The 22,032-nt window shown below is 71.8% G+C and carries 24 protein-coding genes; 15 read left to right on the top strand and 9 right to left on the bottom strand.

The features are described from left to right. Positions 1–367: MucR family transcriptional regulator (locus MKL01_RS09910; RefSeq protein WP_243905046.1), on the bottom strand; the 367-nt coding region annotated here is incomplete at its 3' end. Between the two features lie 299 nt (positions 368–666). Between MKL01_RS09910 and MKL01_RS09915 the strand changes: the two genes are divergently transcribed. The 5 genes from MKL01_RS09915 to MKL01_RS09935 all read left to right on the top strand — a co-directional run bounded on the left by MKL01_RS09915 (position 667) and on the right by MKL01_RS09935 (position 2,358). Further along, the gene (locus MKL01_RS09915) at positions 667–927 is read left to right on the top strand and encodes a hypothetical protein (RefSeq protein WP_313901450.1); all 261 of its coding nucleotides are present in this window, start codon (positions 667–669) and stop codon (positions 925–927) included. Between the two features lie 34 nt (positions 928–961). Next, on the top strand, positions 962–1,147 hold the full coding sequence (locus MKL01_RS09920) for a hypothetical protein (protein ID WP_243905047.1): 186 nt from the start codon (positions 962–964) through the stop codon (positions 1,145–1,147). Between the two features lie 52 nt (positions 1,148–1,199). Next, positions 1,200–1,454: a hypothetical protein gene (locus tag MKL01_RS09925; RefSeq protein WP_243905048.1), complete on the top strand. Its 255-nt coding sequence runs from the start codon at positions 1,200–1,202 to the stop codon at positions 1,452–1,454. Positions 1,455–1,594: 140 nt separating this feature from the next. Next, positions 1,595–1,828, top strand: a complete 234-nt coding sequence (locus MKL01_RS09930) for a DUF6894 family protein (protein WP_243905138.1) — start codon at positions 1,595–1,597, stop codon at positions 1,826–1,828. Positions 1,829–1,917: 89 nt separating this feature from the next. Further along, positions 1,918–2,358 (top strand): hypothetical protein, encoded by a 441-nt coding sequence (locus MKL01_RS09935; protein WP_243905049.1) that lies wholly within the window; start codon positions 1,918–1,920, stop codon positions 2,356–2,358. Between the two features lie 272 nt (positions 2,359–2,630). Here MKL01_RS09935 and thrS read toward each other — a convergent pair whose 3' ends face one another. Both thrS and MKL01_RS09945 read right to left on the bottom strand, forming a co-directional pair. Then, the gene (thrS, locus tag MKL01_RS09940) at positions 2,631–4,658 is read right to left on the bottom strand and encodes a threonine--tRNA ligase (protein WP_243905050.1); all 2,028 of its coding nucleotides are present in this window, start codon (positions 4,656–4,658) and stop codon (positions 2,631–2,633) included. A gap of 319 nt (positions 4,659–4,977) precedes the next feature. After that, the gene (locus MKL01_RS09945; protein WP_243905051.1) at positions 4,978–6,357 is read right to left on the bottom strand and encodes an RsmB/NOP family class I SAM-dependent RNA methyltransferase; all 1,380 of its coding nucleotides are present in this window, start codon (positions 6,355–6,357) and stop codon (positions 4,978–4,980) included. A 56-nt stretch (positions 6,358–6,413) separates the two neighbouring features. On the opposite strand from MKL01_RS09945, the gene MKL01_RS09950 reads away from it, so the two are divergent. After that, on the top strand, positions 6,414–6,650 hold the full coding sequence (locus MKL01_RS09950) for a DUF1674 domain-containing protein (protein ID WP_243905052.1): 237 nt from the start codon (positions 6,414–6,416) through the stop codon (positions 6,648–6,650). A 99-nt stretch (positions 6,651–6,749) separates the two neighbouring features. Here MKL01_RS09950 and MKL01_RS09955 read toward each other — a convergent pair whose 3' ends face one another. Both MKL01_RS09955 and MKL01_RS09960 read right to left on the bottom strand, forming a co-directional pair. Next, a complete protein-coding gene (locus MKL01_RS09955) occupies positions 6,750–7,190 on the bottom strand; it encodes a DUF1489 family protein (RefSeq protein ID WP_243905053.1) in 441 nt (146 codons plus the stop codon). A gap of 67 nt (positions 7,191–7,257) precedes the next feature. After that, positions 7,258–8,253 carry a hypothetical protein gene (locus tag MKL01_RS09960; RefSeq protein WP_243905054.1) on the bottom strand — a complete coding sequence of 332 codons (996 nt, stop codon included), beginning with the start codon at positions 8,251–8,253 and terminating at the stop codon, positions 7,258–7,260. Positions 8,254–8,394: 141 nt separating this feature from the next. Between MKL01_RS09960 and MKL01_RS09965 the strand changes: the two genes are divergently transcribed. From MKL01_RS09965 to MKL01_RS09985, 5 genes are all read left to right on the top strand, one after another. Then, positions 8,395–9,570, top strand: a complete 1,176-nt coding sequence (locus tag MKL01_RS09965; protein WP_243905055.1) for an MFS transporter — start codon at positions 8,395–8,397, stop codon at positions 9,568–9,570. A 50-nt stretch (positions 9,571–9,620) separates the two neighbouring features. Beyond that, positions 9,621–10,760: an ABC transporter permease gene (locus MKL01_RS09970; RefSeq protein ID WP_243905056.1), complete on the top strand. Its 1,140-nt coding sequence runs from the start codon at positions 9,621–9,623 to the stop codon at positions 10,758–10,760. A gap of 25 nt (positions 10,761–10,785) precedes the next feature. Continuing rightward, positions 10,786–11,589, top strand: coding sequence for an ABC transporter ATP-binding protein (locus MKL01_RS09975; protein ID WP_243905139.1), 804 nt, complete (start codon positions 10,786–10,788; stop codon positions 11,587–11,589). A gap of 95 nt (positions 11,590–11,684) precedes the next feature. After that, the gene (locus MKL01_RS09980) at positions 11,685–12,767 is read left to right on the top strand and encodes an MlaD family protein (protein ID WP_243905057.1); all 1,083 of its coding nucleotides are present in this window, start codon (positions 11,685–11,687) and stop codon (positions 12,765–12,767) included. Between the two features lie 121 nt (positions 12,768–12,888). After that, on the top strand, positions 12,889–13,470 hold the full coding sequence (locus MKL01_RS09985) for an ABC-type transport auxiliary lipoprotein family protein (RefSeq protein ID WP_243905058.1): 582 nt from the start codon (positions 12,889–12,891) through the stop codon (positions 13,468–13,470). A gap of 119 nt (positions 13,471–13,589) precedes the next feature. Here MKL01_RS09985 and MKL01_RS09990 read toward each other — a convergent pair whose 3' ends face one another. After that, on the bottom strand, positions 13,590–13,880 hold the full coding sequence (locus MKL01_RS09990) for a GNAT family N-acetyltransferase (protein WP_243905059.1): 291 nt from the start codon (positions 13,878–13,880) through the stop codon (positions 13,590–13,592). 217 nt (positions 13,881–14,097) lie between these two features. Between MKL01_RS09990 and MKL01_RS09995 the strand changes: the two genes are divergently transcribed. Then, positions 14,098–15,069: a helix-turn-helix domain-containing protein gene (locus MKL01_RS09995; protein ID WP_243905140.1), complete on the top strand. Its 972-nt coding sequence runs from the start codon at positions 14,098–14,100 to the stop codon at positions 15,067–15,069. A 54-nt stretch (positions 15,070–15,123) separates the two neighbouring features. Here MKL01_RS09995 and MKL01_RS10000 read toward each other — a convergent pair whose 3' ends face one another. The 3 genes from MKL01_RS10000 to thiE form a co-directional block, all read right to left on the bottom strand. Continuing rightward, a complete protein-coding gene (locus MKL01_RS10000; protein ID WP_243905060.1) occupies positions 15,124–15,750 on the bottom strand; it encodes a helix-turn-helix domain-containing protein in 627 nt (208 codons plus the stop codon). A gap of 113 nt (positions 15,751–15,863) precedes the next feature. Beyond that, on the bottom strand, positions 15,864–16,679 hold the full coding sequence (gene thiD, locus MKL01_RS10005) for a bifunctional hydroxymethylpyrimidine kinase/phosphomethylpyrimidine kinase (protein ID WP_243905061.1): 816 nt from the start codon (positions 16,677–16,679) through the stop codon (positions 15,864–15,866). Then, positions 16,676–17,389, bottom strand: coding sequence for a thiamine phosphate synthase (gene thiE, locus MKL01_RS10010; RefSeq protein WP_243905062.1), 714 nt, complete (start codon positions 17,387–17,389; stop codon positions 16,676–16,678). Before thiE ends, thiD begins: the two co-directional genes overlap by 4 nt. 253 nt (positions 17,390–17,642) lie before the next feature. Between thiE and MKL01_RS10015 the strand changes: the two genes are divergently transcribed. The 3 genes from MKL01_RS10015 (at position 17,643) to MKL01_RS10025 (ending at position 21,939) form a co-directional block, all read left to right on the top strand. Beyond that, entirely contained in the window at positions 17,643–18,638 is a 996-nt protein-coding gene (locus MKL01_RS10015; protein WP_243905063.1) for an NUDIX hydrolase, read from the top strand. A gap of 315 nt (positions 18,639–18,953) precedes the next feature. Then, complete coding sequence (locus tag MKL01_RS10020; protein ID WP_243905064.1) at positions 18,954–19,121, top strand: hypothetical protein; 168 nt, start codon at positions 18,954–18,956, stop codon at positions 19,119–19,121. 4 nt (positions 19,122–19,125) lie between these two features. Then, positions 19,126–21,939 carry a PAS domain-containing protein gene (locus MKL01_RS10025; RefSeq protein WP_243905065.1) on the top strand — a complete coding sequence of 938 codons (2,814 nt, stop codon included), beginning with the start codon at positions 19,126–19,128 and terminating at the stop codon, positions 21,937–21,939. Positions 21,940–22,032 lie beyond the last annotated feature (93 nt).

Consider the following 22,032-nt stretch of genomic DNA (forward strand, 5'->3'; position numbering starts at 1 on the left):
GGGCGACCATCGGGTAGTCGGCCGGCAGGCCGTAGCGATCCCGGTAGGCCTTCGGGTCGAGCCCGTGGCTGGTGAGGTGGCGCTTGAGCGTCTTGTAGGTCTTGCCGTCGATGAAGCTGACGATGCCGTCATGCCGAACCGACTTGCGGATCTGGGCCGCGCCCGGCTTCTCGACCTCGACCTGCGCCGTCGCCTCGGTTCCGACCGTCAGGGTGCCGGAGACGAGGCCGGCGATCGCGCCGTGCACCCGGGCGATCAGCGCCGGAAGCTCGGCGGCCGGCACGGGATTGTTCGACACGTAGGCGGCGACGATGTCACCGGCCAGCTCGATGAAGTTCGGATTGGGCCCAATCGTTTCTTCTGTCACTTCAAGATTCCTAATGTACCCCTCGCATGCGATTTGCTACTTCTGATCGCTGAATGCAAGTTACAAAACCGACCGGCGTCCAGCAATCGGCGCATGATTGGTATGCCTGCCGGCGCGTGCGGTCGGGAACGTCTGGCAATTTCGGCGTGAGACCTTTCCCAGGCGATCCCGGAAAACCGGTCGACTGCGGGTCTGTTTTCCTTCTGCAGGACTGCGGGACGGCGCATCTCGGGAAGCCGCAGCCTCCCTCGGGGTCCGCCGCCTGCCGACCGGGTTCGTCGCAGCGGATGAGACGGGTGTTGGACATTGAGATCGGCGGTGACGCGGAGGCCCGTCCATGGCATTGCGCCACGATGCTCCTGCTCGCGCTCCTTCTGGTTCTCCTGGCCGTTCTGGTCGCGATGATCGTCCTGCGGCGATGGACCGGCCGTCTCGCATCGCTGGCGACGCTCATCGCCGGGGCGATCATGGCCCTGTGGCTGGCCGAAGTCGGGCTGCTCCCGGGGTCCAAGGGGCCCCTCACGGCGAACCGGCCCCTGGTCCCCGGACTCGACCGGTAACGGTCCGGTAAGCGTGGCGGCGCGAGCATGGGCCATGCCCACGCTTTCCGCCCCGCGCCTGCTCACATTCCTGCTGTCGGCCTTGCTCATCGGCCTCGCGGTCGCCAGCCTGTACACACGGATCCCCATGGTCGGGCGAACGGTCGTCGCGCACCGGCAATGGTTCTTCATCGGCGCCTACGTCCTGCTGGCGCTCGGGGTCACGACCCGCAGCCTGTGACGGCGGGCTGCCGGCCCCGCCGCGCCTGCGGCTCCTCCCCGGAGAGACCGGCATGACCCTGAGGACCACCTTCGTGGTGCAGCCCTTCGAGCTGCACCGGAACCGTTTGAGGCCCGCCCGCCAGGAGCCCGCGCAGAGCGAGTTCGGCGCCCTCAAGAAGGCCGAGGCGCTCGCCGGGCGCATGCCGGGGGCCGTGGCGTTGAAGGTCGTGGCCGATGACGAGACCGGCGAACTGGAAGGCGTGACGATCCTCGGGCAGTTCGGCGCCGTGCCGGAGGACTTCGCCGAGGGCCTCCAGGGCGGCTGACCGCCCGCCGACGATCGCCTGACAGATCCGCCCGTGTCGCGGTGCGACGCGGGCGACACGCATTTGCGGCGGCGCGGAAACTACGTAGAAACGACGGAGGTGGATCCTTGCGGGCCGAGACGCTCGCCGAGCAAGAGCCCGTGCCCCGCTACTTCATCGATCTCCACGACGGCACCAATCTCGTGCGCGACCAGGACGGATCCGACCTCCCCGACCTCGCCGCGGCCCGGGCGCAGGCGGTCCGGATGATGACCCGGCTGGCGCAGGGGCTGACGGATCCGCAGGACCGGCAGGACTTCATCATCGCCGTCCGCGACGCGCAGGGGGTGGTCCGGCTGCGTCTGCGGCTGTCCTACGACGTCGAGCCCGGCTGAGGGCGCGTGTCCCGGCACGCCCTCGGGATAAGGCGGCGCCCGGCCGCGTTGACGCTGGGCCGGCGCGGGCGCTCGGCGAGGGAGATCGGATGCGACGTTCGACACGACATTCAACGCGTGCCATCGGGGCGCTGGCGGCGTCGCTCGCGCTTCTCTGCGGCGGCGACCCGGCGGCGACGGCCCAGACCGCGCCGCCACCGCAGGCGGGCTCGGCCGTGGCCACCGCCGCCGACGCGGTGCTGCTGACGGTCTTCCTCCGGCACGACCAGTCGCGACCGCTGGCCGAACTGAACGCGCAGCTCGCCAAGCAGGGCTTCTACAAGGCGTTCCCGCCGCCGGGGATCGAGGTCGTCTCCTGGAATGTCGTGATGGGCATCGGGCAGATCATCACCCTGCGCCTGCCCGCCACCCGGCTCCGCGAGGTCAACCGCGTCCTCGAGGATACGGCCTGGGGGGCGTACCGCACGGAGTTCTACCCGAGCTACGATTACAAGGCGGTCGGTCTCGCGGAGCACGAGAAGGCGCGGTGATCTGACCCCGAGCCCCGCCGCGACGGCTTCGCCCCTCAGCGCGGGCCGCCGTCGCTGTTGCGCCACCAGTCGTGCCATCCGGACAGGCCGGACGGCGGAGGACACGGAGGCCGGGGCGACCGTCTCGCCCGGCGCCTGGGCGACGGGACGGTCCCGCAGGCCGCCCCGTCATCCATTCAGCCACCGCCGACCGCCCGCAATTAGCGATGCAGAAAGGCTGAGAACGGTGCGGATTTTACTCCGGCCGGCATCGGCGGTCGTGTCGAAGCCGATCAGGCCCCATCGGCCGGGCCGTGATGCCCGTCCAGCACGGTGTCGCTGGTCGGGACCGCCTCGGCGACGGCCTGCGCCCGGCGGGTATCGGGGGCCGTCGCCTCCGCCACGAAGGTCGCCACGGCCTCGGTCAGCGGCAGCGTGCGGGTCTGCTGGCTGCCCAGGCGCCGGATCGACACCGTCCGCTCCTCGGCCTCGCGCCGACCGAGCGCCAGCAGCACCGGCACCTTGGCGAGGGAGTGCTCGCGGACCTTGTAGTTGATCTTCTCGTTGCGCAGATCCGCCTCGACCCGCAGGCCGGCGCGCTCCAGGGCGCGCACCACCTCCCGCGCGTAGGGGTCGGCGTCGCCGGTGATCGTCGCCACCACCACCTGCACCGGCGCCAGCCAGAGCGGGAAATGCCCGGCGAAATGCTCGATCAGGATGCCGGTGAAGCGCTCCATCGAGCCGCAGATCGCCCGGTGGACCATCACGGGCGGCTTCCTCGCGCCGTCGGCGTCGATGTAGAACGCGCCGAACCGCTCGGGCAGGTTGAAGTCCACCTGCGTGGTCCCGCATTGCCAGTCGCGGCCGATGGCGTCGCGCAGGACGTACTCGAATTTCGGCCCGTAGAAGGCGCCCTCCCCCGGGTTCACCGCGGTCTTGATCCGGCCGGCCGACTGCTCCTCGATCTGCGCCAGCACCCGGGTCATCACCGCCTCGGCGTGGTCCCAGAGGGCGTCGGAGCCGACGCGCTTCTCGGGGCGCGTCGAGAGCTTCACGACGATCTGGTCGAAGCCGAAATCCGCGTAGGTCGACAGGATCAGGTCGTTGATCTTCAGGCACTCGTCGGCGAGCTGGTCCTCGGTGCAGAAGACGTGGGCGTCGTCCTGCGTGAAGCCGCGCACGCGCATCAGACCGTGCATGGCGCCGGACGGCTCGTAACGGTGGACGATTCCGAACTCGGCCATGCGGAGCGGCAGGTCGCGGTACGATTTCAACCCGTGCTTGAAGATCTGCACGTGGCCCGGGCAGTTCATCGGCTTGAGGGCGAACCAGCGCTTGTCCTCGGCCTCCTCGCCCGCCGATTGCGCGGCGAACATGTTCTCCCGGTACCAGCCCCAGTGGCCGGAGGTCTCCCACAGGGCCTTGTCGAGGATCTGCGGGGCGTTGACCTCGGCGTAGTCGCCCTTCAGGCGCCGGCGCATGTAGGCGATCAGCTCCTGGAAGATCGTCCAGCCCTTGGCGTGCCAGAACACGACCCCCGGCCCCTCCTCCTGGAAGTGGAACAGGTCCATCTCCCGGCCGAGGCGACGGTGGTCCCGGCGCTCGGCCTCCTCCAGCCGGTGCAGGTAGTCGTCGAGATCCGCTTGGGATGGCCAGGCGGTTCCGTAGATGCGGGTGAGCATCGGGTTGTTCGAATCGCCCCGCCAGTAAGCGCCCGCGACCTTCATCAGCTTGAAGGCGGCGCCGACCTTGCCGGTCGAGGTCATGTGCGGCCCGCGGCACAGGTCGAACCACGCGCCTTGGCGGTAGATCTTCAGGTCCTCGCCCGGGGGAATGGCGTCGACCAGCTCGACCTTGAATTTCTCCTGCCTGTCGGCGAACAGCGCGCGCACGTCCGCGCGTGTCCAGACTTCCTTGGTGAACGGGGCGTCACGCGCAATGATCTCGCGCATCTTCGCCTCGATCTTCGGGAAGTCCTCGGGCGTGAACGGGGTCTCGCGGTAGAAGTCGTAATAGAAGCCGTTCTCGATCACCGGACCGATCGTCACCTGGGTCTCCGGCCAGAGCGCCTGCACCGCCTCGGCGAGCACGTGCGCGCAATCGTGGCGGATCAGCTCCAGGCTGCGCGGGTCGGTGCGGTCGAGGAACTCGATGCGGGCATCGCGGTCGATCGGGTCGTCGAGGTCGGCGACCGTGCCGTCGAGCGCCATGGCGACGGTGCGCTTGGCCAGCGACTTGGCGATGCCCTCGACCACGGCGCGGCCGGTGGTGCCGGCGGCGATCTCCCGGGTGTTGCCGTCGGGGAAGGTGAGAATCGGCATGGTTTACGCGTCTCCGGGCTCAGTCCTGCATACGGGGCAGGTAAGCGACTTCGGGGGAGCGGCCGTGTAGACCGATTCTCCGGGCGAGGGAACGGCGCGCGGCGCCGACCTGGGCGTGTGTCGGCGGCCACCCAGGACCGGAGCCGCTTCGCGGCACTTCCCGTGCTGGGTCCCGGATCAGGTTCCGCTTCGCCGCACCTGTCCGGGACAGGGTCGCTTCGGGCTGTCGCGCGGGGCCCGTTCCCGGGCGCATGAAGCGCCGGCGGAATGCGGCCCGGGATCCAGCACGCGGACAAGTCGCCAAAGCGGCCCCGGCACGTCAGCCGCGCCGCTCCAGCCGGCTCGCGAAGAAGCCGTCGAGGCCGCCCCGGGCGCCCGGGACATCGGGCAGGTGGCACGGCAGGGTCCGGAGGTCGCCGTTGCCGTCGATCAGCGCGGCGGCGCCGCCGACCTCCTCGGGGCGGATCGGGACCCGGGTGAACCGGGCGTCCCGGGCCAGGAAGGCCGCGACCTGCGCCTCGCCCTCCTCCGGCTCCAGGGAGCAGGTGCAGTAGACGAGCCGCCCGCCCGGCCGCACCAGCCCGGCCGCCTGGTCGAGGAGCCTGAGCTGAAGCGCGGCGAGCCGCGCGATGTCGGCCTCCACCTTGGTCCAGGCCACGTCCGGATGGCGCCGGATCGTGCCGGTGGCCGAGCACGGCGCGTCGAGCAGCACGGCGTCGTGGTCCTGCGGTTCCAGGGCCAGGGCGTCGGCGACCCGGATCTCGACGTCCAGGCCGAGCCGCGCGACGTTCTCGCGCAGGCGCTCCAGCCGCGGCGCGGACCGGTCGATCGCGGTGACGCGCGCCCCCGCGGCGGCGAGCTGCATGGTCTTGCCGCCCGGAGCCGCACAGAGGTCGAGCACGCGGGCGCCGGGTTCGGGCGCCAGGAGCTGGGCCGGGATCGCCGCGGCGGCGTCCTGCACCCACCACGCGCCCTCCTGGAAGCCCGGCAGGTCGGGGATCGCGGGCCCGTTCTCCGGCAGCCTCAGGGAGCCCGACGGCAGCCTCACGGCGCCGAGCCGCTCGACCCAGTCAGCGGCATCCCCGCGCAGCGTCAGATCGATCGCCGCCCCCGCGCGATGCGCCTGCGCGATCAGGCCGGCGCGCTCGGGCCCGTAGGCGGCGATCCAGCGGCGGGCGAGCCAGTCCGGCGTGTTGACCGCCAGCGCTTCGGCGCCCTCGGCGAGGATCGCGTCGCGCTCCCGGGCGATCCGGCGCAGGACGGCGTTCACGAGGCCGGCGAGGTGCGCGGTGCGGTTGTCGGTCTTGGCGAGGCGCACGGCGAGGTCGACCGCCGCGTGGTCGGGGACCGAGAGGTCGAGGATCTGGGCCGTCGCGGTGGCCAGCAGCGCCGTGAGATGGGGCTTGGCGGCGGGCAGGCCCTGCTCCAGCCGGGCCGCGAGCGCGGAGCGGATCAGCCCGTAGTGCCGGAAGGTCGCCACCGCGATGGCCCGCGCCAGGGCGGCATCGGCGGGCGCCAGCGCCTCGGCCCGGATCGCCTGCGTGACGGCGTCGTCCAGCGCCGGCGGACGCTCCTGGCCGATCAGGGCGGCGACCGCCAGCGACGCGGCGCGGCGCGCCCCCAGGCCCGCCGCCTCCGGCCCCGCCGTGCGCGTCGGTGCCTCGTCCCGCGTGTTGCGACCTTTGTCCCGCGATGCCACTTCTGCTCCAGAGCCGAATTCTACCGGACCCACGCCCTCACACCCGAGCGAGCCCGATGCAAGACCCGGATGGACGAGACCCGAATTTCCAGGCGGCGGACGATCGCGCCGGCGCCGCGCGCCCGCTCAGTCCCGCGGCGCAGCGCGCCCTGGCCGAGGCCGCCGAAAGGCGGGCGGCGATCGACGCCCGCGCCGCCGCGATCAGCGCCAAGCCCGAGCGCCAGGGCCGCGGCGGCCTGGAGCCGGTGCGCTACGACGACTGGGAGGTGAAGGGTCTGGCGGTCGACTTCTAGGCCGGCTCGCTTCGGCAGACCGAGGCTTCGTCCGCCCGTGTCCATGGCGGGACGCCGGTTTCCCGCCCGTCTCCGGAGGGGCGGATCGACCAATCCCCGTCACAGCAGGCCGAGGCCGACCAGCTCGCGCCGCAGGGCCTCGGGCATCTCGGCGAGTTCGCCCGACGTCTCCGCGCCGAGGTCGGCCGGCGCGTCGGACGCGGTGAGATAGCGCCAGCCCTGGAACGGCCGGTACGGCCGCGGCGCCACCGGGATGAGGCGCGGGTCGAAGACCAGCCGGCAGCGCGGGATGCCGTCCGCACCGGTCAGCGGCTCGATGGCGGTGATTGCCTGCCGGCAGGACAGCGTGCCCCGGATCACCCAGAAGATCGAGCCGCCCCCGGTGATCTCGCGGTGGCGCTTGGGCAGGGTCCGGGTGACGTGGGACGGCGCAGCCGGGCGGCTCGCCCGGAGCGCCTCTTCCATGCCCCGCGCCTGCCGTGCCGCGAGATCGGCGATGGAGGCGGGGCCGACGCTGAGCTTGATCAGGTGCAGGGCCACGGACGCGGGTTCTCGGGACGCTCGGCGGGGCGCACCTGATAGCAGGGTCTGGATCCGGGCGCGCGCCTCAGGCGAACAGCGCGAGCCGCTGTTCCGGCGACAGGGCGTCGATCGCCGCGAAGTCCGGTGCCGGTTCCGCCTGCGCCCCGTCGGGCTCGGGGGCCGCCGCGACCAGAGCGGCCCAGTCGAGATCGGCCGTGTCGAGATCGGTCGGGTCGAGGTCCGCCGGGTCGAGACCGGTTTCGTCGGTCTCGGGCGCGGACGCCCCGGCGTCATCGATGTCCGCGGCCAGGTCCGAGACCGGCAGGAACACCAGATCCTCGTGGAGCGCCAGGTCCCCGGGCCGGGCCACCAGGGCGGCGGCCGTGACGGCCGGGACCTCCAGGCTGATGTAGCGGTCGATGTCGCTCTGGCACAGGTCGGACGGCTGCGCCTCGTCGCCGGCCCCCCGGGGGCGCGGAGGCGCGGGGACCCGCACGGACTCGGTGCCCCAGATCGCGATCATGGCGGAGAGCCGGTCCTCGAGGTAGCGCAGGGTGTAGACGATCCGGGCCGTGCGCTGCGCCGTGAGGTCCTGGAACGAGCAGGCCGTGTAGATCGCGGTGGCGTGCCGGTCGAGGGCGTCGCAGGCGGCCGCATCGACGTCCCGCTCGCGCAGGATCCAGGCCGCCTCCTGGATCGCCTCGGCGGAGCCGAGGATGTCCGAGGTCGCCTGCTCGGTCTGGTGCACGATGCCGTCGAGCGCCAGCGACGCCGCCGTCAGGCGGGTCTCGTCGCTGTTCGCGGCGCTGATCGCGGCGATCTCGGCCTTGGTCCGGCTGATCGCGTCGGCCATGTCGACGAGGTTGCCGTGCAGGTGTCCGAACGCGTCGTGGCCGCGGTCCTGGGAGACGGTCCGCTCCAGCCGGGCGATCGCCCCGAGCAGCGTCTCGGTGTCGGCGCCCCGGTTGCGGCGGGCATGCTCGGCGAGGAACCAGCGACCGCGCTCGGTGGCGCCGATCGTCGCGGCGATCGCCTCGTACTCGGCCGGCGCGTGCGCGCTCGGGGTGGCGGGACCGGACATGGGCCTCTCTGGACGCTGACGGCGGGCGCGGCGGCCGGCGCGCGGGTCCACCGCCGGCAATTTGACACGCGGCCTTTAACGGGCGCTTACGGGCCGGCCCCGCTGCCGGGCATCCCCGACTCCGTCTCCGCGAGACCCGCCTTGCCCCGCCCGTCCGGCCCGGCGCGCCTGTCGCTGCTCTACGCCGTGGTGTTCACCGAGATCGGCATCGCGATGCCGTTCATGCCGCTGTGGCTCGACGCGCTGGGCCTCGATGCCGGGGTGATCGGCCTGCTCCTCGCCCTGCCGATCGCCACCCGGATCGCCGCGACGGCGCCCCTGATGAGCCTCCTCGACCGCGGGCTGGGCCCGCGCAGCCTGATCCTGTGCGGCAGCCTCGCCCTCAGCCTGACCTACGCGCTGATGCCCGCCGCCGCGGGGATCGCGTGGCCGTGCCTCGCCGTGCTGATCGTGCTCAACGCGGTCGCGGGCGCGCCGCTCGTGCCTTGCATCGACTACCTGACGCTCGCCGCCGTGCGCCTCGACGCGCGCCTCGCCTATGCGCGGATCCGGATGGCGGGCTCCGTGGCCTTCCTTCTGGCGAACCTCGCGGGCGGCTTCCTCCTCTCGGCGCTCGGTGGCCGGCTGGCGGTGCCGCTCCTGCTCACCGGCCTCGCCCTGGGGGCGGCCCTCGTGGCGTGGCGCAGCCGCGCGGTGGCGGCCCTGCCGCAGGCCGGCGAGGGCGCCGCGCGGCCGCGCCTGCCGTCGAGGCTGTGGCTCTGCATCGGCGCGGCCGCCGCGATCCAGGCGAGCCACGGGGCGATCTACGGGTTCGGCAGCATCTACTGGACGAGCCGGGGGATCCCGGCGGGCTGGGTCGGCGCCCTCTGGGCGACCGGCGTGCTCGCCGAGATCGTGCTGTTCGCATCCGTGCCCGTCCTGCCGCCCGCCTGGCGCAGCCCGGTCCGGCTCCTCGCCGTCGGCGCCACCGCGGCGATCCTGCGCGCCGTCGGCATGGCGCTGCTCGGCGACCGCCTCGCCGCCCTGGTGCCGCTCCAGAGCCTGCACGGCCTGACCTTCGGGGCGACTCAGCTCGGCGCCATGGCGGCGGTCTCGGCCTATGCGCCCGACGGCGCCCGCGGCCGGGCGCAGGGCACGCTCAGCGCCGTCAATGCCGGCGTCTCGGTGGTCGCCACCCTGGTGAGCGGCCTCGCCTACCGGGCCGGCGGCCCCCTCGCCTTCCTGATGATGGCGCCGCTGGCCGCCGCCGGGTTGGGGCTGGCGCTGGTGTCCCGCCGCACCCCGGGGATGCCGTCGGACACGGATCGTCAACCGTAATGTCGACATAACCACCCGGCAGGGTGGTGCCTCGATCGAGGAGTGAGGTCTTGCTGAGCGAGGGCGTTGTTCCCGGCGCATCCGTGCGGGACCGGGCGGCCGACGGCCGGCTGGTGCTCGACGGCCGCTGGACCGCCGACCAGGCGCCCGCCGTCGAGGCTTCGGCCGCGCGGATCGCGGCGGCCGGCCGGGCCGGACCGGTGGCGGTCGACCTGTCGGGGATCGAGCGCCTCGACACGCTCGGCGCCTGGGTGCTGGAGCGGACCCGCGCCGAGATCGAGCGGGCGGGGAGCGCCCTCACCTATCTCGAGGCGCGGCCGGAGCACCGCACCCTGCTGGGCGAGGTCCGCCTGCGCGAGCCCGAGGCCGCCGCGCCGCGGCGGCACGGGCGGATCGTCGGCGTCCTCGACGCCACCGGGCGCCAGACCGAGCGCGGGGGGCGGGAACTGGTCACCGCCCTCGCCTTCCTGGGGGAGCTGATCGCCGCCTGCGGGCGCGTCGCGCTGCGGCCCGGCACCTTCCGGGGCAACGCCCTCATCAACCAGATCCAGCAGGTGGCGCTCAACGGCACGCCGATCATCGTGCTGATCTCGTTCCTGGTGGGCGGCATCGTCGCGCAGCAGGGCATCTTCCAGCTCCAGCGCTTCGGCGCCCAGACCTTCGTGGTCAACCTGATCGGCCTCCTGATCCTGCGCGAGATGGGCGTCCTCCTGACCTCCATCATGGTCGCCGGACGCTCGGGCTCGGCGTTCACCGCCGAGATCGGCTCCATGCGCATGCGCGAGGAGGTCGACGCGCTCCGGGTGATGGGCCTCGATCCGGTGGAGATCCTGATCGTCCCGCGGGTGCTCGCGCTGATGATCGGCCTGCCGATGCTGACGCTGATCGGCGACCTCTCGGCGCTCGCCGGCGGCGGCCTCACCGCGATGCTCTACGGCGGCCTGACCCTCGACCAGTTCCTGGCCCGGCTCCAGGCGGCGGTGGGCGTGCACCACGTCATGGTCGGCCTGATCAAGGCGCCGTTCATGGCGCTGACCATCGGGGTGATCGCGACGATCGAGGGTTTCGCCGTGGAGGGCTCGGCCGAGTCGCTCGGCCGCCACGTCACCGCCTCAGTCGTGAAGTCCATCTTCATGGTCATCGTCCTCGATGGATTGTTCGCGGTGTTCTTCGCCGCGATCGACTTCTGAGCCCGTCCTGGTGATCGCCCCCGCCATGCCCGAGACCGCCGCCACACGGGCCCCCGCGCCGATCATCCGCGTGCGCGATCTGGTGGTCGGCTTCCGCGACCGGAACATCCTCAAGGGCCTGAGCCTCGACATCCGGGCCGGCGAGATCCTGGGCTTCGTCGGGCCCTCGGGCCAGGGCAAGTCGGTGCTCACCCGGACGATCCTGGGCCTCAACCCGAAGCGCGCCGGCACGATCGAGGTGTTCGGCCGGGATGTCGACGCGCTGACCTACGCGGAGCGGCGGCGGATGGAGCAGCGCTGGGGCGTGCTGTTCCAGCAGGGCGCGCTGTTCTCGGCGCTGACCGTCAAGCAGAACATCCAGGTGCCGATGCGCGAGCACCTGAACCTGTCCGAGCGCCTGCTCGACGAATTCGCCCGCCTCAAGATCGAGATGGTCGGCCTGAAGCCCGACGCGGCCGACAAGCTGCCCTCGGAGCTGTCGGGGGGCATGATCAAGCGCGCGGCGCTCGCCCGCTCCCTGGCGCTCGATCCCGAGATCCTGTTCCTCGACGAGCCGACCTCGGGCCTCGACCCGATCGGCGCCGGCGAGTTCGACGACCTCGTCTCGACCCTCAAGGAAACGCTGGGGCTGACCGTCTTCATGGTCACCCACGACCTCGACAGCCTCTACACCGCCTGCGACCGCATCGCGGCGCTCGGCGACGGCCAGATCATCGCGGCCGGCACGATCGACGAGATGCTGGCGAGCGACCATCCCTGGCTGCGCGCCTACTTCCACGGCAAGCGCGCCCGCGCCATCGCCCCGGGCGGCGTCTCGGCCCATGCCTGAGCGCCGCCCCATCCAGATCCCGCCCCGCTCTCCTCCGGAAGCCGGGGCCAAAGGCCCGGCCGGATCTCCGCCGGGCAGAAGAACAGGCTGAGCGCATGGAAACCCGCGCGAACTACGCCCTCATCGGGGCCTTCACCATCGCCGTCATCCTGGCGGGCTTCGGCACCGTGCTGTGGCTGGCCGGCGGCTCGTCCCGGCAGGTCAGCCAGACGGTGCGCATCGTCTTCTCCGGCTCGGTCGGGGGGCTCTCCCGCGGATCGAGCGTGAACTTCAACGGCATCAAGGTCGGCGAGGTCACCGACATCCGCCTCGCGCCGCAGGACCCGCGCCGGGTGCTCGCCCAGATCAAGGTCGAGCCGACGACGCCGCTGCGGGCCGACACCCGCGCCCGCCTCGATTCCGCGATGCTCACCGGCGTCTCGGTGATCTCCCTGTCGGGCGGCAACGCCGACGCGCCGGCGCTCGCCCCGTCGGCCAACGGCGAGCCGCCGACGATCTTCGCCGATTCGTCCGACATGCAGGACATGATGGCGCTGGCGCGCCAAGTGGCGCAGCGGGCCGACGACATGATGGCCCGGCTCGACCGGCTCGTCTCCGCCAACGAGGGCGCGATCAACCGCTCGCTCGCCAATGTCGAGACCTTCTCGAAGACGCTCTCCGATGCCGGTCCGAACATCGCGGCGCTGGTCAAGGCGGTGGACGGCGTGAAGCTCGGCCACGTGATCGACAACGCCGACCGCTTCTCCGCGGCGCTCTCCGGCGCAAGCCCCGACATCGAGGCGGGCCTGCACGACGCCCGCTCGCTCGCCGCCAAGCTCAACGCCTCCGCCGACAAGATCGACGCGGTCCTCAACGGCGCCCAGGGCTTCCTGGGCTCCGCCTCCGGTCAGGAGGGCTCCAGCACCTTCGCGGAGATCCGCGCGGCCGCGGTCTCGGTGCGCGATGCCGGCAAGGCGTTCCGCACCATGTCGGAGAACCTCGACAAGCGCACCGCCAGCATCACGACCAATTTCGGCCGGCTGAGCGGCAGCGGACGCCGGGAGGTCGAGGCCCTGTCGGGCGACGGACAGCGCACCCTCAGCACGCTGAACCGCACGGTGCGCAGCCTGGAGCGCGACCCGAGCCAGGTGATCTTCGGCGGCAAGCCATCGTTGCCCGAATACAACGGCGGCCGCTGAAATCATGTCTCCGCGGGCCGATGTGTCCCCGCGCACGACACGCATTCCGGCACCGCGTAGTTTTAACCGCATAGCTTTTACAGCTCTGCCGTCCGCCGGTGGGGCCTCTCAGGTTGTGCGCATGGTCCGCTCGTCCCACATCGCCGCCGCCGCGCTGCTCGCCGCCCTTCTGGGCGGCTGCGGCGGCGGCGCGGCACCCCTCACCTTCGACCTCGCGGCCTTGCCGCCGACGGGACGGCCGGTCACGGCCGGCCGCTCGATCGCGGTCTCGGAGCCGGTGGGACTTCAGCCGTTCGAGGCCGATCGGATCATCGTGCGCGAACCCGGCGGCGCCCTCTCGTTCCTGGGCGGCGGCCAGTGGGCCGACCGGCTGCCGCGGCTGATCCAGACGCGGATCATCCAGAGCCTGGAGAATTCCGGGCGGCTCCGCTCGGTGAGCCGGCCCGGCGACAAGGTCGTGGCCGACTACCAACTGATCAGCGAGATCCGCGCCTTCGACGTCCAGGCCGGGACCGGCGAGGCGGTGGTCGACCTGTCGCTGAAGCTCGTGGCCGACGGCACCGGCAAGGTGACCGCGGCCCGGATCTTCACGGCCCGCGTGCCGGTGGCCAAGATCGACGCCGGCAACGGCGCCCGGGCCCTCGATCAGGCGCTGGTCGCCGTGCTGGCCGACGTGGTCCGCTGGGTGAACACGGGACGGTGAGGCCGCGTCCCCGGCGTCCCTCCCTCGTCGGCGGACACGACGCCGGGACGCCCGGCGCCCCGTCCGCGTGCTGATCCGGAGCAGGGGTCGGATCGGCGGTGTCGCTGCGGCTCGGCGCGCTATCGCGGCGTCTTGCTGAGCAGGATGTTGAGCGGCCGGAAGCCGCGCGCCTGAAAGAAGCGAAGCGCCTCCTCGTTCCGCGTCCACGCGTCGAGCACGAGGCGATCCACGTCGTGGGCCATGGCCTCCACCTCCACCGCGCGCAGGAGCGCCGTCGCCACGCCGGCGCGACGCGCCGACTCGCGGACCGCCAAGTGGTGGACGTAGATCCGTCGGCGCGCCTGCGTGAGCACGGTGGCAGGACGGTCCTGCCGTTCGTACCACAGATACCCGACCGGCTCGGAAGCCATCTCGGCGCTCGTTCTGGCGCGCACGCGCGCCGAACCGGGTGCCGCTCAAGCCGCCGGCCGCCTTCCGAGACGACGTTCCGGAACCGCCGGTCCACCGGTGGCGAAAAGCGTTCTCTTGACGACGGCTGGTGGTAGAATTTCATTCTCTCACACACGTTCGTGGATGAAAGGCGGCGCTGTTGCGTATCGCAACGATCGCGGTCATAGATTTGCCAGGATGGAGACGCTTTTTTCAACTGATGGCGTGCCGGAGAAGGACCGGTTTCGCCATTGGCGTGATGTCTGCGAGGACCGCATCGTCCCGATGGCGCAGAACTGCCTGGATGATGGACCGTTCCAGGCAATCATCCAGGGTGCCAATATTGGCGGTTTGTCCTTTACGAAATTCGAACTGAGCAATCTCAGGGCCTCGACGACGCCGCGAACACTCCGGCACGAAAATCACAAGACCGATCATCTGTTCATGAGCATGGTCTTGTCCGGGACCGTGCGTGCGGACCAGAACGATCGGTCGAGCACGGACAGAGCCGGCGACTTCGCGATCCGGGACACCAATACGCCGTGGACGATCGATCACACCGGATACAGCGAAGTGCTGGCCATCGAGATCCCGCGGGATCGCCTGGAGCGCGTGCTCGGTTCGGCCCGTCAATACGCCGGCCTGACCGTCGGTGGCGACCGGCCGGCCGCGGCCCTGGCCCGGTCGTTCCTGTGCGACCTGGCGCGCATGAGCGATCGTCTGACGCCTCAGGCGGCCGAGCGCCTGGCCGCGGTCGGGATCGATCTCGTCGTGGCCAGCCTCGCCGAACGCCTCGCCCAGGACGTGCCCCGGCCGGTGCACGGAAGCCTCGTGGTCCAGCGCGCCAAGGCCTATGTCGAGGCCAACCTCCACGACATGACCCTGGATCCGCCGCAGCTCGCCGCCGCCGCCGGGGTGTCGCTGCGGCGGCTCCAAGAGCTGTTCCAGGAGCGCGAGCAGCATATCTCCGACTGGATCTGGCACAGCCGGCTGCAGGCAGCGGCCAAGCGCTTGGCCGATCCGGGATTCCTCCACCTGTCGCTCGGCGCCCTGGCGTATGGCTGCGGCTTCGCGAGCCAGCCGCATTTCTCCCGCCGCTTCAAGGAGCGCTACGGCATGAGCCCGCGCGAGTATCGCCACCGGGCGCTGTCTCCGCCGATCGCCTGCTGACGGGACGGCTTCGCTGCGGCCCGCCCCGGCCTGCAGGGGCGCCCATCCGCCCGATCACTCCATCACGGCGGCCTTCATGATCACCACCATGGTGGCCCGGGCCGGCGCCTCGGTGCAGCGGACCAGGTGGGGCCGATCGCAGCGGTAGCGCAGGGTCTCGCCGGCCCGCGCCCGCTGCACGGCGCCGCCGATCTCGACCTCGAATGCCCCCTCGGAGACCGACAACGACTCCACCGAGCCGCGCTGGTGCGGATCGGAATCGAGAACCCCGCCGAGGTCCGCCGTGACCTCGTACCATTGCAGCCACTCGATCGTCTTGAGCCAGCCGATGATCGCCAGCCGCACCTTCCCGTCCTCGGAGACCAGGATCGGCGTGTCCGCCCGCGAGGTCTTCTCGATGAACGGCTCCTCGTCGCCCGCCGCCAGCACGCGCTCGATGGACACGTCCAGCGCCTGCGAGAGCCGCCAGATCGTCGCCAGGGTCGGGTTGGTCTCGTTGCGCTCGATCTGGCTGATGATCGACTTGGCCACGCCCGACTGCTCGGCGAGTTCCGAGAGCGAGAGGTTGTAGGCCTTGCGCAGACGCTGGATCGTCTTGCCGAGCTGCCCGGAGAGCGCCTGCGCCCCGGTCAGGAGGTCACGCCCCCGCCCCCGGTCGGGCCGTTCCGCCTGGTCCTGCATCGTCTCCGGTCCGCCTGCACCGTTCCGTTATCCGAACGATTGTACGCTTCTTCAAACGCAATCGCCGCCCGGTTGCAAGGCGTGCGCGGGTCCGGCGCCGCGAAAGCGCCGGCTCAGGGCCAGACGGCGTGGAAGTGGTGGACCGGTCCGTGTCCCGTCCCGATCCTCAGCCGGTCCGCCGCGCCAAGCGCCGCGGTGAGGTAGCTCTTCGCGCCCGCCACCGCCTCGGGCAGCGACAGGCCCCGCGCGAGACCCGCCGCCACCGCGGCCGAAAGGGTGCAGCCGGTGCCATGCGTGTTGGCCGTCGCGATCCGCGGCGCCGCCAGGGTCCGCAGGGCGCCGTCGCCGGTGACGAGGTGGTCGATGCTCTCGCGCCCCGTGCCGTGGCCGCCCTTGATCAGCACCGCCCGGGCCCCGAGCGCCACGAGCCGCCGGGCCTGCGCCACCGCCGTGGCGGCATCCTCGGCCACGGGCTCGCCGAGCAGCGCCGCCGCCTCGGGCAGGTTGGGGGTGATCAGGTCGGCCCGCGGCAGCAGCCGCGTGCGGAGCGCCGCCACGGCGTCGTCGGCGATCAGCCGGTCGCCGCTGGTGGCGACCATCACGGGGTCGAGGACGACCGGGATCGTCCCGGCGTGGCGCTCCAGACCGTCCGCCACCGCCGCGATCACCGCGTCCCGCGCCAGCATGCCGATCTTCACGGCCGTGACGGCGAGGTCGGTGAACACGCTGTCGATCTGCCGGGCCACGAAATCCGCCGGCACGTCGTGGATGCCCTGGACGCCCAGGGTGTTCTGCGCGGTCAACGCCGTGACCACGCTGGCGCCGTAGACGCCCAGCGCCGAGAAGGTCTTGAGGTCGGCCTGGATGCCGGCGCCACCACCGGAATCCGAGCCCGCGATGGTCACCGCGATGGGCGTGGGACCGCTCATCGCGCCCGCTCCGCGCGGTCGGCCAGGGCGCCGTCGATCCGCGCGCGCAGGTCGCGGGCGCGCTGGCGCACCGGCTCCGCGCCGAACAGCGCGGTGATCACCGCGACGCCGTCCGCCCCGGCGGCGATCAGCCCGGCGGCGTTGTCCAGGCCGATCCCCGCGATGGCGCCGAGCGGCAGGCCGGAACCGCGGGCGAGGCGGGCCCGGAAGGCGATGCTGGCGAAGCCCTCGAGGCCCAGCGGCGGATCCGGGTTGTCCTTGCTGCTGGTGGCGAAGACGCCGCCGATGCAGGCGTAATCCACTGGAAGCCGGTACAGCTCGTCCGCCTGGGCCGGCTTCTTCAGGGTGAGACCGATGATCGCGCCCTCCCCCAGGAGACGGCGCGCGTCGGCCGGGTGGAGGTCGCTCTGGCCGAGATGCACCCCGTCCGCCCCGGCCGCGAGGGCGAGGTCGACGCGGTCGTTGACGAGCACCGGGACCCGGCCGTGCACGGCCTCCCGGATCGCCCGGATCCGCGCCAGGGCGGCGCGGGCATCCGGGATGTCCTTCTCGCGGTACTGGAGCAGGGTGCAGCCCCCCGCCACCGCCTCGGCGCCGAGCTTCGCCAGCCGCGCCCCGTCGGCACCGCAGACGCCGACGTCGAGCAGGCCGTAGAGCCGCAGGTCGACCGCCCGGCTTCCGGTCGCGGGGGGACTCGCGCTGGCTGGCATCGCTGTCGTCGCTCGATCAGGGTCCCGGCCGGCCCGGCGCCGGCCCTCATGGGCCCCCCCTGTTTGGGCAGGCCCCACCGGCTTGGCAAGCACCATGGCAAGCACCCCGACACCGGTCCCGGGAAAGGTCCGGCATAGCGTCACGGCGCAGCACCGTCATACGGCGGCGTTGACGCGCGGCGATGCTGTGCCCCTATAGATGGGGATCCGCCATGCCGGTACCGCATGCGAAGGGAGAGGCGTTCGAGGGGCGATGAAGGTGGCCGCGGTGCAGACGGGAGCGGGCGGGGCGCAGGCCCTGCCGGAGCGCTCCTCCGTGGGCCTCGTCGCGGTGATCGTCGCGGCGACCAAGGGGGAGCCGCGCGCCCTGACGATCCGTGTGCCCGATCAGGCGCCGGGCCGCGGCGACGGCCTGCCGGCCGGTCCCCTGGTGCCCGAGCACGCCACCCTGGAACGCGGCCTGCGCGCCTGGGTGGAGCGGCAGACGCACCAGCGCCTCGGCTACGTGGAGCAGCTCTACACCTTCGGCGACCGCGACCGCTCCGGGACTTCCAGCATGTCGGGGGTGCACTCGCTCTCGGTGGCCTATCTGGCGCTCGTCCGCGAGGAGCGGCCGGCCGGCCTCGCCGAGGCCGCGTGGCAGAACTGGTACCGCTACCTGCCCTACGAGGATTTCCGTCAGGGCCGGCCGCGGCAGCTCGACGCGATCGCGGCGCGGCTCTCCGCCTGGGCATCCGAGCCCGAGGATTGCGCGACGCGGACCCGCCGCCTCGACCGTCTCGGCCTGACCTTCGGCATGAACGGCGGCACCTGGAACGAGGAGCGCGTGCTGGAGCGCTACGAGTTGCTGTTCGAGGCCGGACTGATCCCGGAGGCGCGGGGCAATGCCGGCCCGGCGCTGCCCAACGACCCGACCGGCGTGCCCATGGCGTTCGACCACCGGCGGGTGCTGGCCACCGCGATCGGGCGCCTGCGCGGCAAGATCAAGTACCGCCCGGTGGTGTTCGAGCTGATGCCGCCGGAATTCACCCTGCTCCAGCTCCAGCGCACCGTGGAGGCCCTGTCGGGCACGCAGCTGCACAAGCAGAATTTTCGCCGCCTCGTGGCGCAGCAGGGGTTGGTGGAGGAGACGGAAGCGATCACCAGCGGCACCGCCGGCCGGCCGGCACGCCTCGTGCGCTTCCGCCGGGAGGTCCTGCTGGAGCGCCCGGCGCCGGGGTTGCGGCTGCCGTCGCGGCGGGTGGGGTGACCGGGCCGATGCGCCCGGCGGCTCTGCGGCGTGGCGGCCGGTCGGCCTGACGACGCTCAAGCTTCGAGCGGCCGAGCGAGCGAACCGGACGTTCCCGTCCGGCCGGCGGCGGCGCCATCCTCCCGACGATCCCGGTTCGGAGCCGTGGGGACAGAGCCGGACAGGCTCGCCGCAGACGCCCGTCTTCCGGCGGAAGCCCGGAGACCCGGTTTTCCCATAGGCGGCTTGATATCGAAACACGCTGCCCGCCGGATGCGTTATGGGACCGATATGCCCGCTCCATACGCCCGCAGCCGATACCCCCGCCCCGCCCTCATGACCGAGACGCCCGCCGCCCGGATCGACGCGCCGTTCGCCGAGGCAAAAGCCGTCGCGGCCGGCGATCTCATCCGCACGGCCGTCCGGGGATCGCGCCCGGAGGACGCGAGACGGCGCGCCTTCCCGTCTTCTTCCCCGTCGGCGCGCGGCCGCGGACAGGCCTGAGCCCATGGATCCGCAGACGTCGGCCCTCCTCGGCGGCGGCCTCATGGGGGCACGCATGCGCGCCTACGATTGGGCGACCACGTCGCTCGGTCCGCAGGAGCACTGGCCTCAACCGCTCCTGACCCTCGTGCGGGTCATGCTCAACTCGCGCCAGCCGATGTTCATCGCCTGGGGAGCGGACCGCACCCTGGTGTACAACGACACCTACGCGCAGATCCTCGGCGAGCGGCACCCCGCGGCGCTGGGCCGCCCCTTCTTCGAGACCTGGCCCGAGGTCCGGGACGCGGTGGGCGCGCTGATGGATCGCGTGTTCGCGGGCGATCCCGTGCACATGGAGGACCTGGCGCTCACCCTCCATCGCAACGGCTATCCCGAGGCGACGCATTTCGCCTTCTCCTACACGCCCGTGCCGGGGGACGACGGCACGATCGTCGGCCTGTTCTGCGCCTGCACCGAGACGACCCGCCAGGTGCTCGCGGAGCGGCAGGCCGCCTCCGAACGCCGGCGCCAGCAGGCCCTGCTCCAGCAGATGCCCGGGTTCGTCGCCGTGCTGCGCGACCCCAGCCACATCTTCGAGTACGTCAACGACGCCTACATCACGGTGGCGGGGCGCCGCGACTATATCGGCCGCAACGTCCGCGAGGTGTTTCCGGAGCTGGTCGGCCAGGGATTCTACGAGCTGCTCGACCAGGTCTATGCGACGGGCGAGCCGTTCGTGGCGCGCTCGCAGCCGATCCGGCTCGTCGGCGAGGACAGCACCCGGTATCTCGACTTCATCTACCAGCCCATCCGCGACCAGGCCGGGGCCGTCATCGGCATCTTCGCGGGCGGCTACGAGGTCTCGGATCAGATCCGGTCGCAGGTCGCCCTGGCCGAGAGCGAGGGTCGCTACCGAACCCTGTTCGAGAGCATCGATGTCGGGTTCTGCATCATCGAGGTGACGTTCGACGCGGCCGACCGGGCCGTCGACTACCGCATCCTCGAAGCCAACCCAGCCTTCGAGCGCCAGACCGGCGCCGACGTGGCCGGCCGATGGGTCAGCGACTTCGCCCCCGATCTCGAACGCCATTGGTTCGACACGTACGGCCACGTCGCGCTGACGGGCGAACCCGCCCACATCGAGAACAAAGCCGACGTCTTCGGGCGCTGGTTCGACGTGCGGGCCCTGCGCGTCGGCGATCCGGCCGCCCGCCGGGTCGCGGTGTTCTTCAGCGACATCTCCGAGCGGAAACGCATGGAGGAGGCGCTTCAGGTGCTGAACGCGACCCTGGAGCAGCAGGTCCACGAGCGCACCGCCGAGCGCGACCAGCTCTGGAGATTGTCCGAGGACATGCTGGCCCGGGCCAACTACGAAGGGATGATGTCGGCGGTCAGCCCGTCCTGGACCCGGGTGCTCGGCTGGTCCGAAGCCGAGCTCCTGTCACGGCCCTACGGGACGTTCATGCACCCGGACGACATGGGCCCGACGCTGGCTGCCCTCGCGCAGATGGGGAAGACGACGCAGCCGACGCGGTTCGAGAACCGCATCGCCACGAGCGCCGGGGGATGGAAGCCCATCGAGTGGACGGTCGCGCCCGAGGCCGACGGCGCCAACTTCATCGCGGTCGGTCGCGACCTCACCATCGCCAAGACGCGCGAGGCCGAGCTGGCCTCGGCGCAGGAGGCGTTGCGCCAAGCGCAGAAGATGGAGGCGGTCGGCCAACTCACCGGGGGCGTGGCCCACGACTTCAACAACCTGCTGACCGTCATCAAGTCGTCCACCGATCTCCTGAAGCGGCCAGGCCTGCCGGAGGAGCGCCGCCAGCGCTACGTCGGCGCGATCTCCGACACCGTCGCCCGCGCGGCAAAGCTGACGGGCCAGCTTCTGGCCTTCGCGCGCCGTCAGGCCCTCAAGCCGGAGGTCATCGATGCCGGCCGGAGCGTCACCACGATCAGCGACATGGTCGGCACCCTGAGCGGCTCGCGCATCAGGATCGTCACGGCCATCCCGGACGCGCCGTGCTTCATCAACGCCGATCCCAGCCAGTTCGACACCGCCCTGGTGAACATGGCCGTCAACGCCCGGGACGCCATGGATGGCGAGGGCACCCTGACCATCACGGTGAACCCCGTCTCGACCATTCCGCCGATCCGCACGCACCCGGCCGTATCCGGTGATTTCATCGCGGTGTGCATCGAGGACACCGGTTCCGGCATCGCGCCCGAGCAGATCGAGCACATCTTCGAACCGTTCTTCACCACCAAGGGCGTCGGCCAGGGGACCGGGCTCGGGCTGAGCCAGGTCTTCGGCTTCGCGAAGCAATCCGGCGGGGAGGTCCGGGTGCAGAGCACGGTCGGACAGGGCACGACGTTCGTGCTGTACCTGCCGAGGGTGGAGGCTCCCGGCCACGTGCCGCAGGTGGAGCCCGAACCCGTCGTCGATGGGCACGGCATGTGTGTCCTGGTGGTCGAGGACAATGCCGAAGTCGGGACGTTTGCGACCCAGACCCTGGCCGAGCTCGGCTATGTCACCGTCTGGGCGATCGACGCCGAGGCGGCGCTGGCCGAATTGGCCAAGGACGCCGACCGCTTCGACGTGGTGTTCACGGATGTCGTGATGCCGGGGATGAACGGCATCGATCTGGCTCACCGGATCCGGCGGGACCACCACGACCTGCCCGTGCTGCTCGCCTCCGGCTACAGCCACGTGCTGGCCCGCAACGGCACCCACGGCTTCGAGCTGCTGCACAAGCCGTACTCGGTCGAGCAGCTCTCGCGCCTCCTGCGCAAGGTCGCGACCTGGCAGCGCCGCAAGCGGATCATGGGCGAAGTCGCCTGACCGCCTGGGGCTCCCGGGCCTGCCGGCCCGGGGCGCGCAGGCCGATCCGGCCCGAAGCCATCCCGTTGACGAGGACCCGCCCGGGCGGGTTGC

Source organism: Methylobacterium sp. J-070, assembly GCF_022829385.1.
In the GTDB taxonomy this organism is placed as follows: domain Bacteria; phylum Pseudomonadota; class Alphaproteobacteria; order Rhizobiales; family Beijerinckiaceae; genus Methylobacterium.

Bases quoted from the DNA above. Each gene is read 5' to 3' on its own strand.
- MKL01_RS09920 (WP_243905047.1), top strand. From the start codon at position 962: ATGCCCACGCTTTCCGCCCCGCGCCTGCTCACATTCCTGCTGTCGGCC.
- MKL01_RS09995 (WP_243905140.1), top strand. From the start codon at position 14,098: ATGGAGACGCTTTTTTCAACTGATGGCGTGCCGGAGAAGGACCGGTTT.
- MKL01_RS09950 (WP_243905052.1), top strand. From the start codon at position 6,414: ATGCAAGACCCGGATGGACGAGACCCGAATTTCCAGGCGGCGGACGAT.
- MKL01_RS09980 (WP_243905057.1), top strand. From the start codon at position 11,685: ATGGAAACCCGCGCGAACTACGCCCTCATCGGGGCCTTCACCATCGCC.
- MKL01_RS09960 (WP_243905054.1), bottom strand. From the start codon at position 8,253: ATGTCCGGTCCCGCCACCCCGAGCGCGCACGCGCCGGCCGAGTACGAG.
- thrS (WP_243905050.1), bottom strand. From the start codon at position 4,658: ATGCCGATTCTCACCTTCCCCGACGGCAACACCCGGGAGATCGCCGCC.
- thiD (WP_243905061.1), bottom strand. From the start codon at position 16,679: ATGAGCGGTCCCACGCCCATCGCGGTGACCATCGCGGGCTCGGATTCC.
- thiE (WP_243905062.1), bottom strand. From the start codon at position 17,389: ATGCCAGCCAGCGCGAGTCCCCCCGCGACCGGAAGCCGGGCGGTCGAC.
- MKL01_RS10020 (WP_243905064.1), top strand. From the start codon at position 18,954: ATGACCGAGACGCCCGCCGCCCGGATCGACGCGCCGTTCGCCGAGGCA.
- MKL01_RS09985 (WP_243905058.1), top strand. From the start codon at position 12,889: ATGGTCCGCTCGTCCCACATCGCCGCCGCCGCGCTGCTCGCCGCCCTT.
- MKL01_RS09935 (WP_243905049.1), top strand. From the start codon at position 1,918: ATGCGACGTTCGACACGACATTCAACGCGTGCCATCGGGGCGCTGGCG.
- MKL01_RS09990 (WP_243905059.1), bottom strand. From the start codon at position 13,880: ATGGCTTCCGAGCCGGTCGGGTATCTGTGGTACGAACGGCAGGACCGT.
- MKL01_RS10000 (WP_243905060.1), bottom strand. From the start codon at position 15,750: ATGCAGGACCAGGCGGAACGGCCCGACCGGGGGCGGGGGCGTGACCTC.
- MKL01_RS09925 (WP_243905048.1), top strand. From the start codon at position 1,200: ATGACCCTGAGGACCACCTTCGTGGTGCAGCCCTTCGAGCTGCACCGG.
- MKL01_RS09975 (WP_243905139.1), top strand. From the start codon at position 10,786: ATGCCCGAGACCGCCGCCACACGGGCCCCCGCGCCGATCATCCGCGTG.
- MKL01_RS10015 (WP_243905063.1), top strand. From the start codon at position 17,643: ATGAAGGTGGCCGCGGTGCAGACGGGAGCGGGCGGGGCGCAGGCCCTG.
- MKL01_RS10025 (WP_243905065.1), top strand. From the start codon at position 19,126: ATGGATCCGCAGACGTCGGCCCTCCTCGGCGGCGGCCTCATGGGGGCA.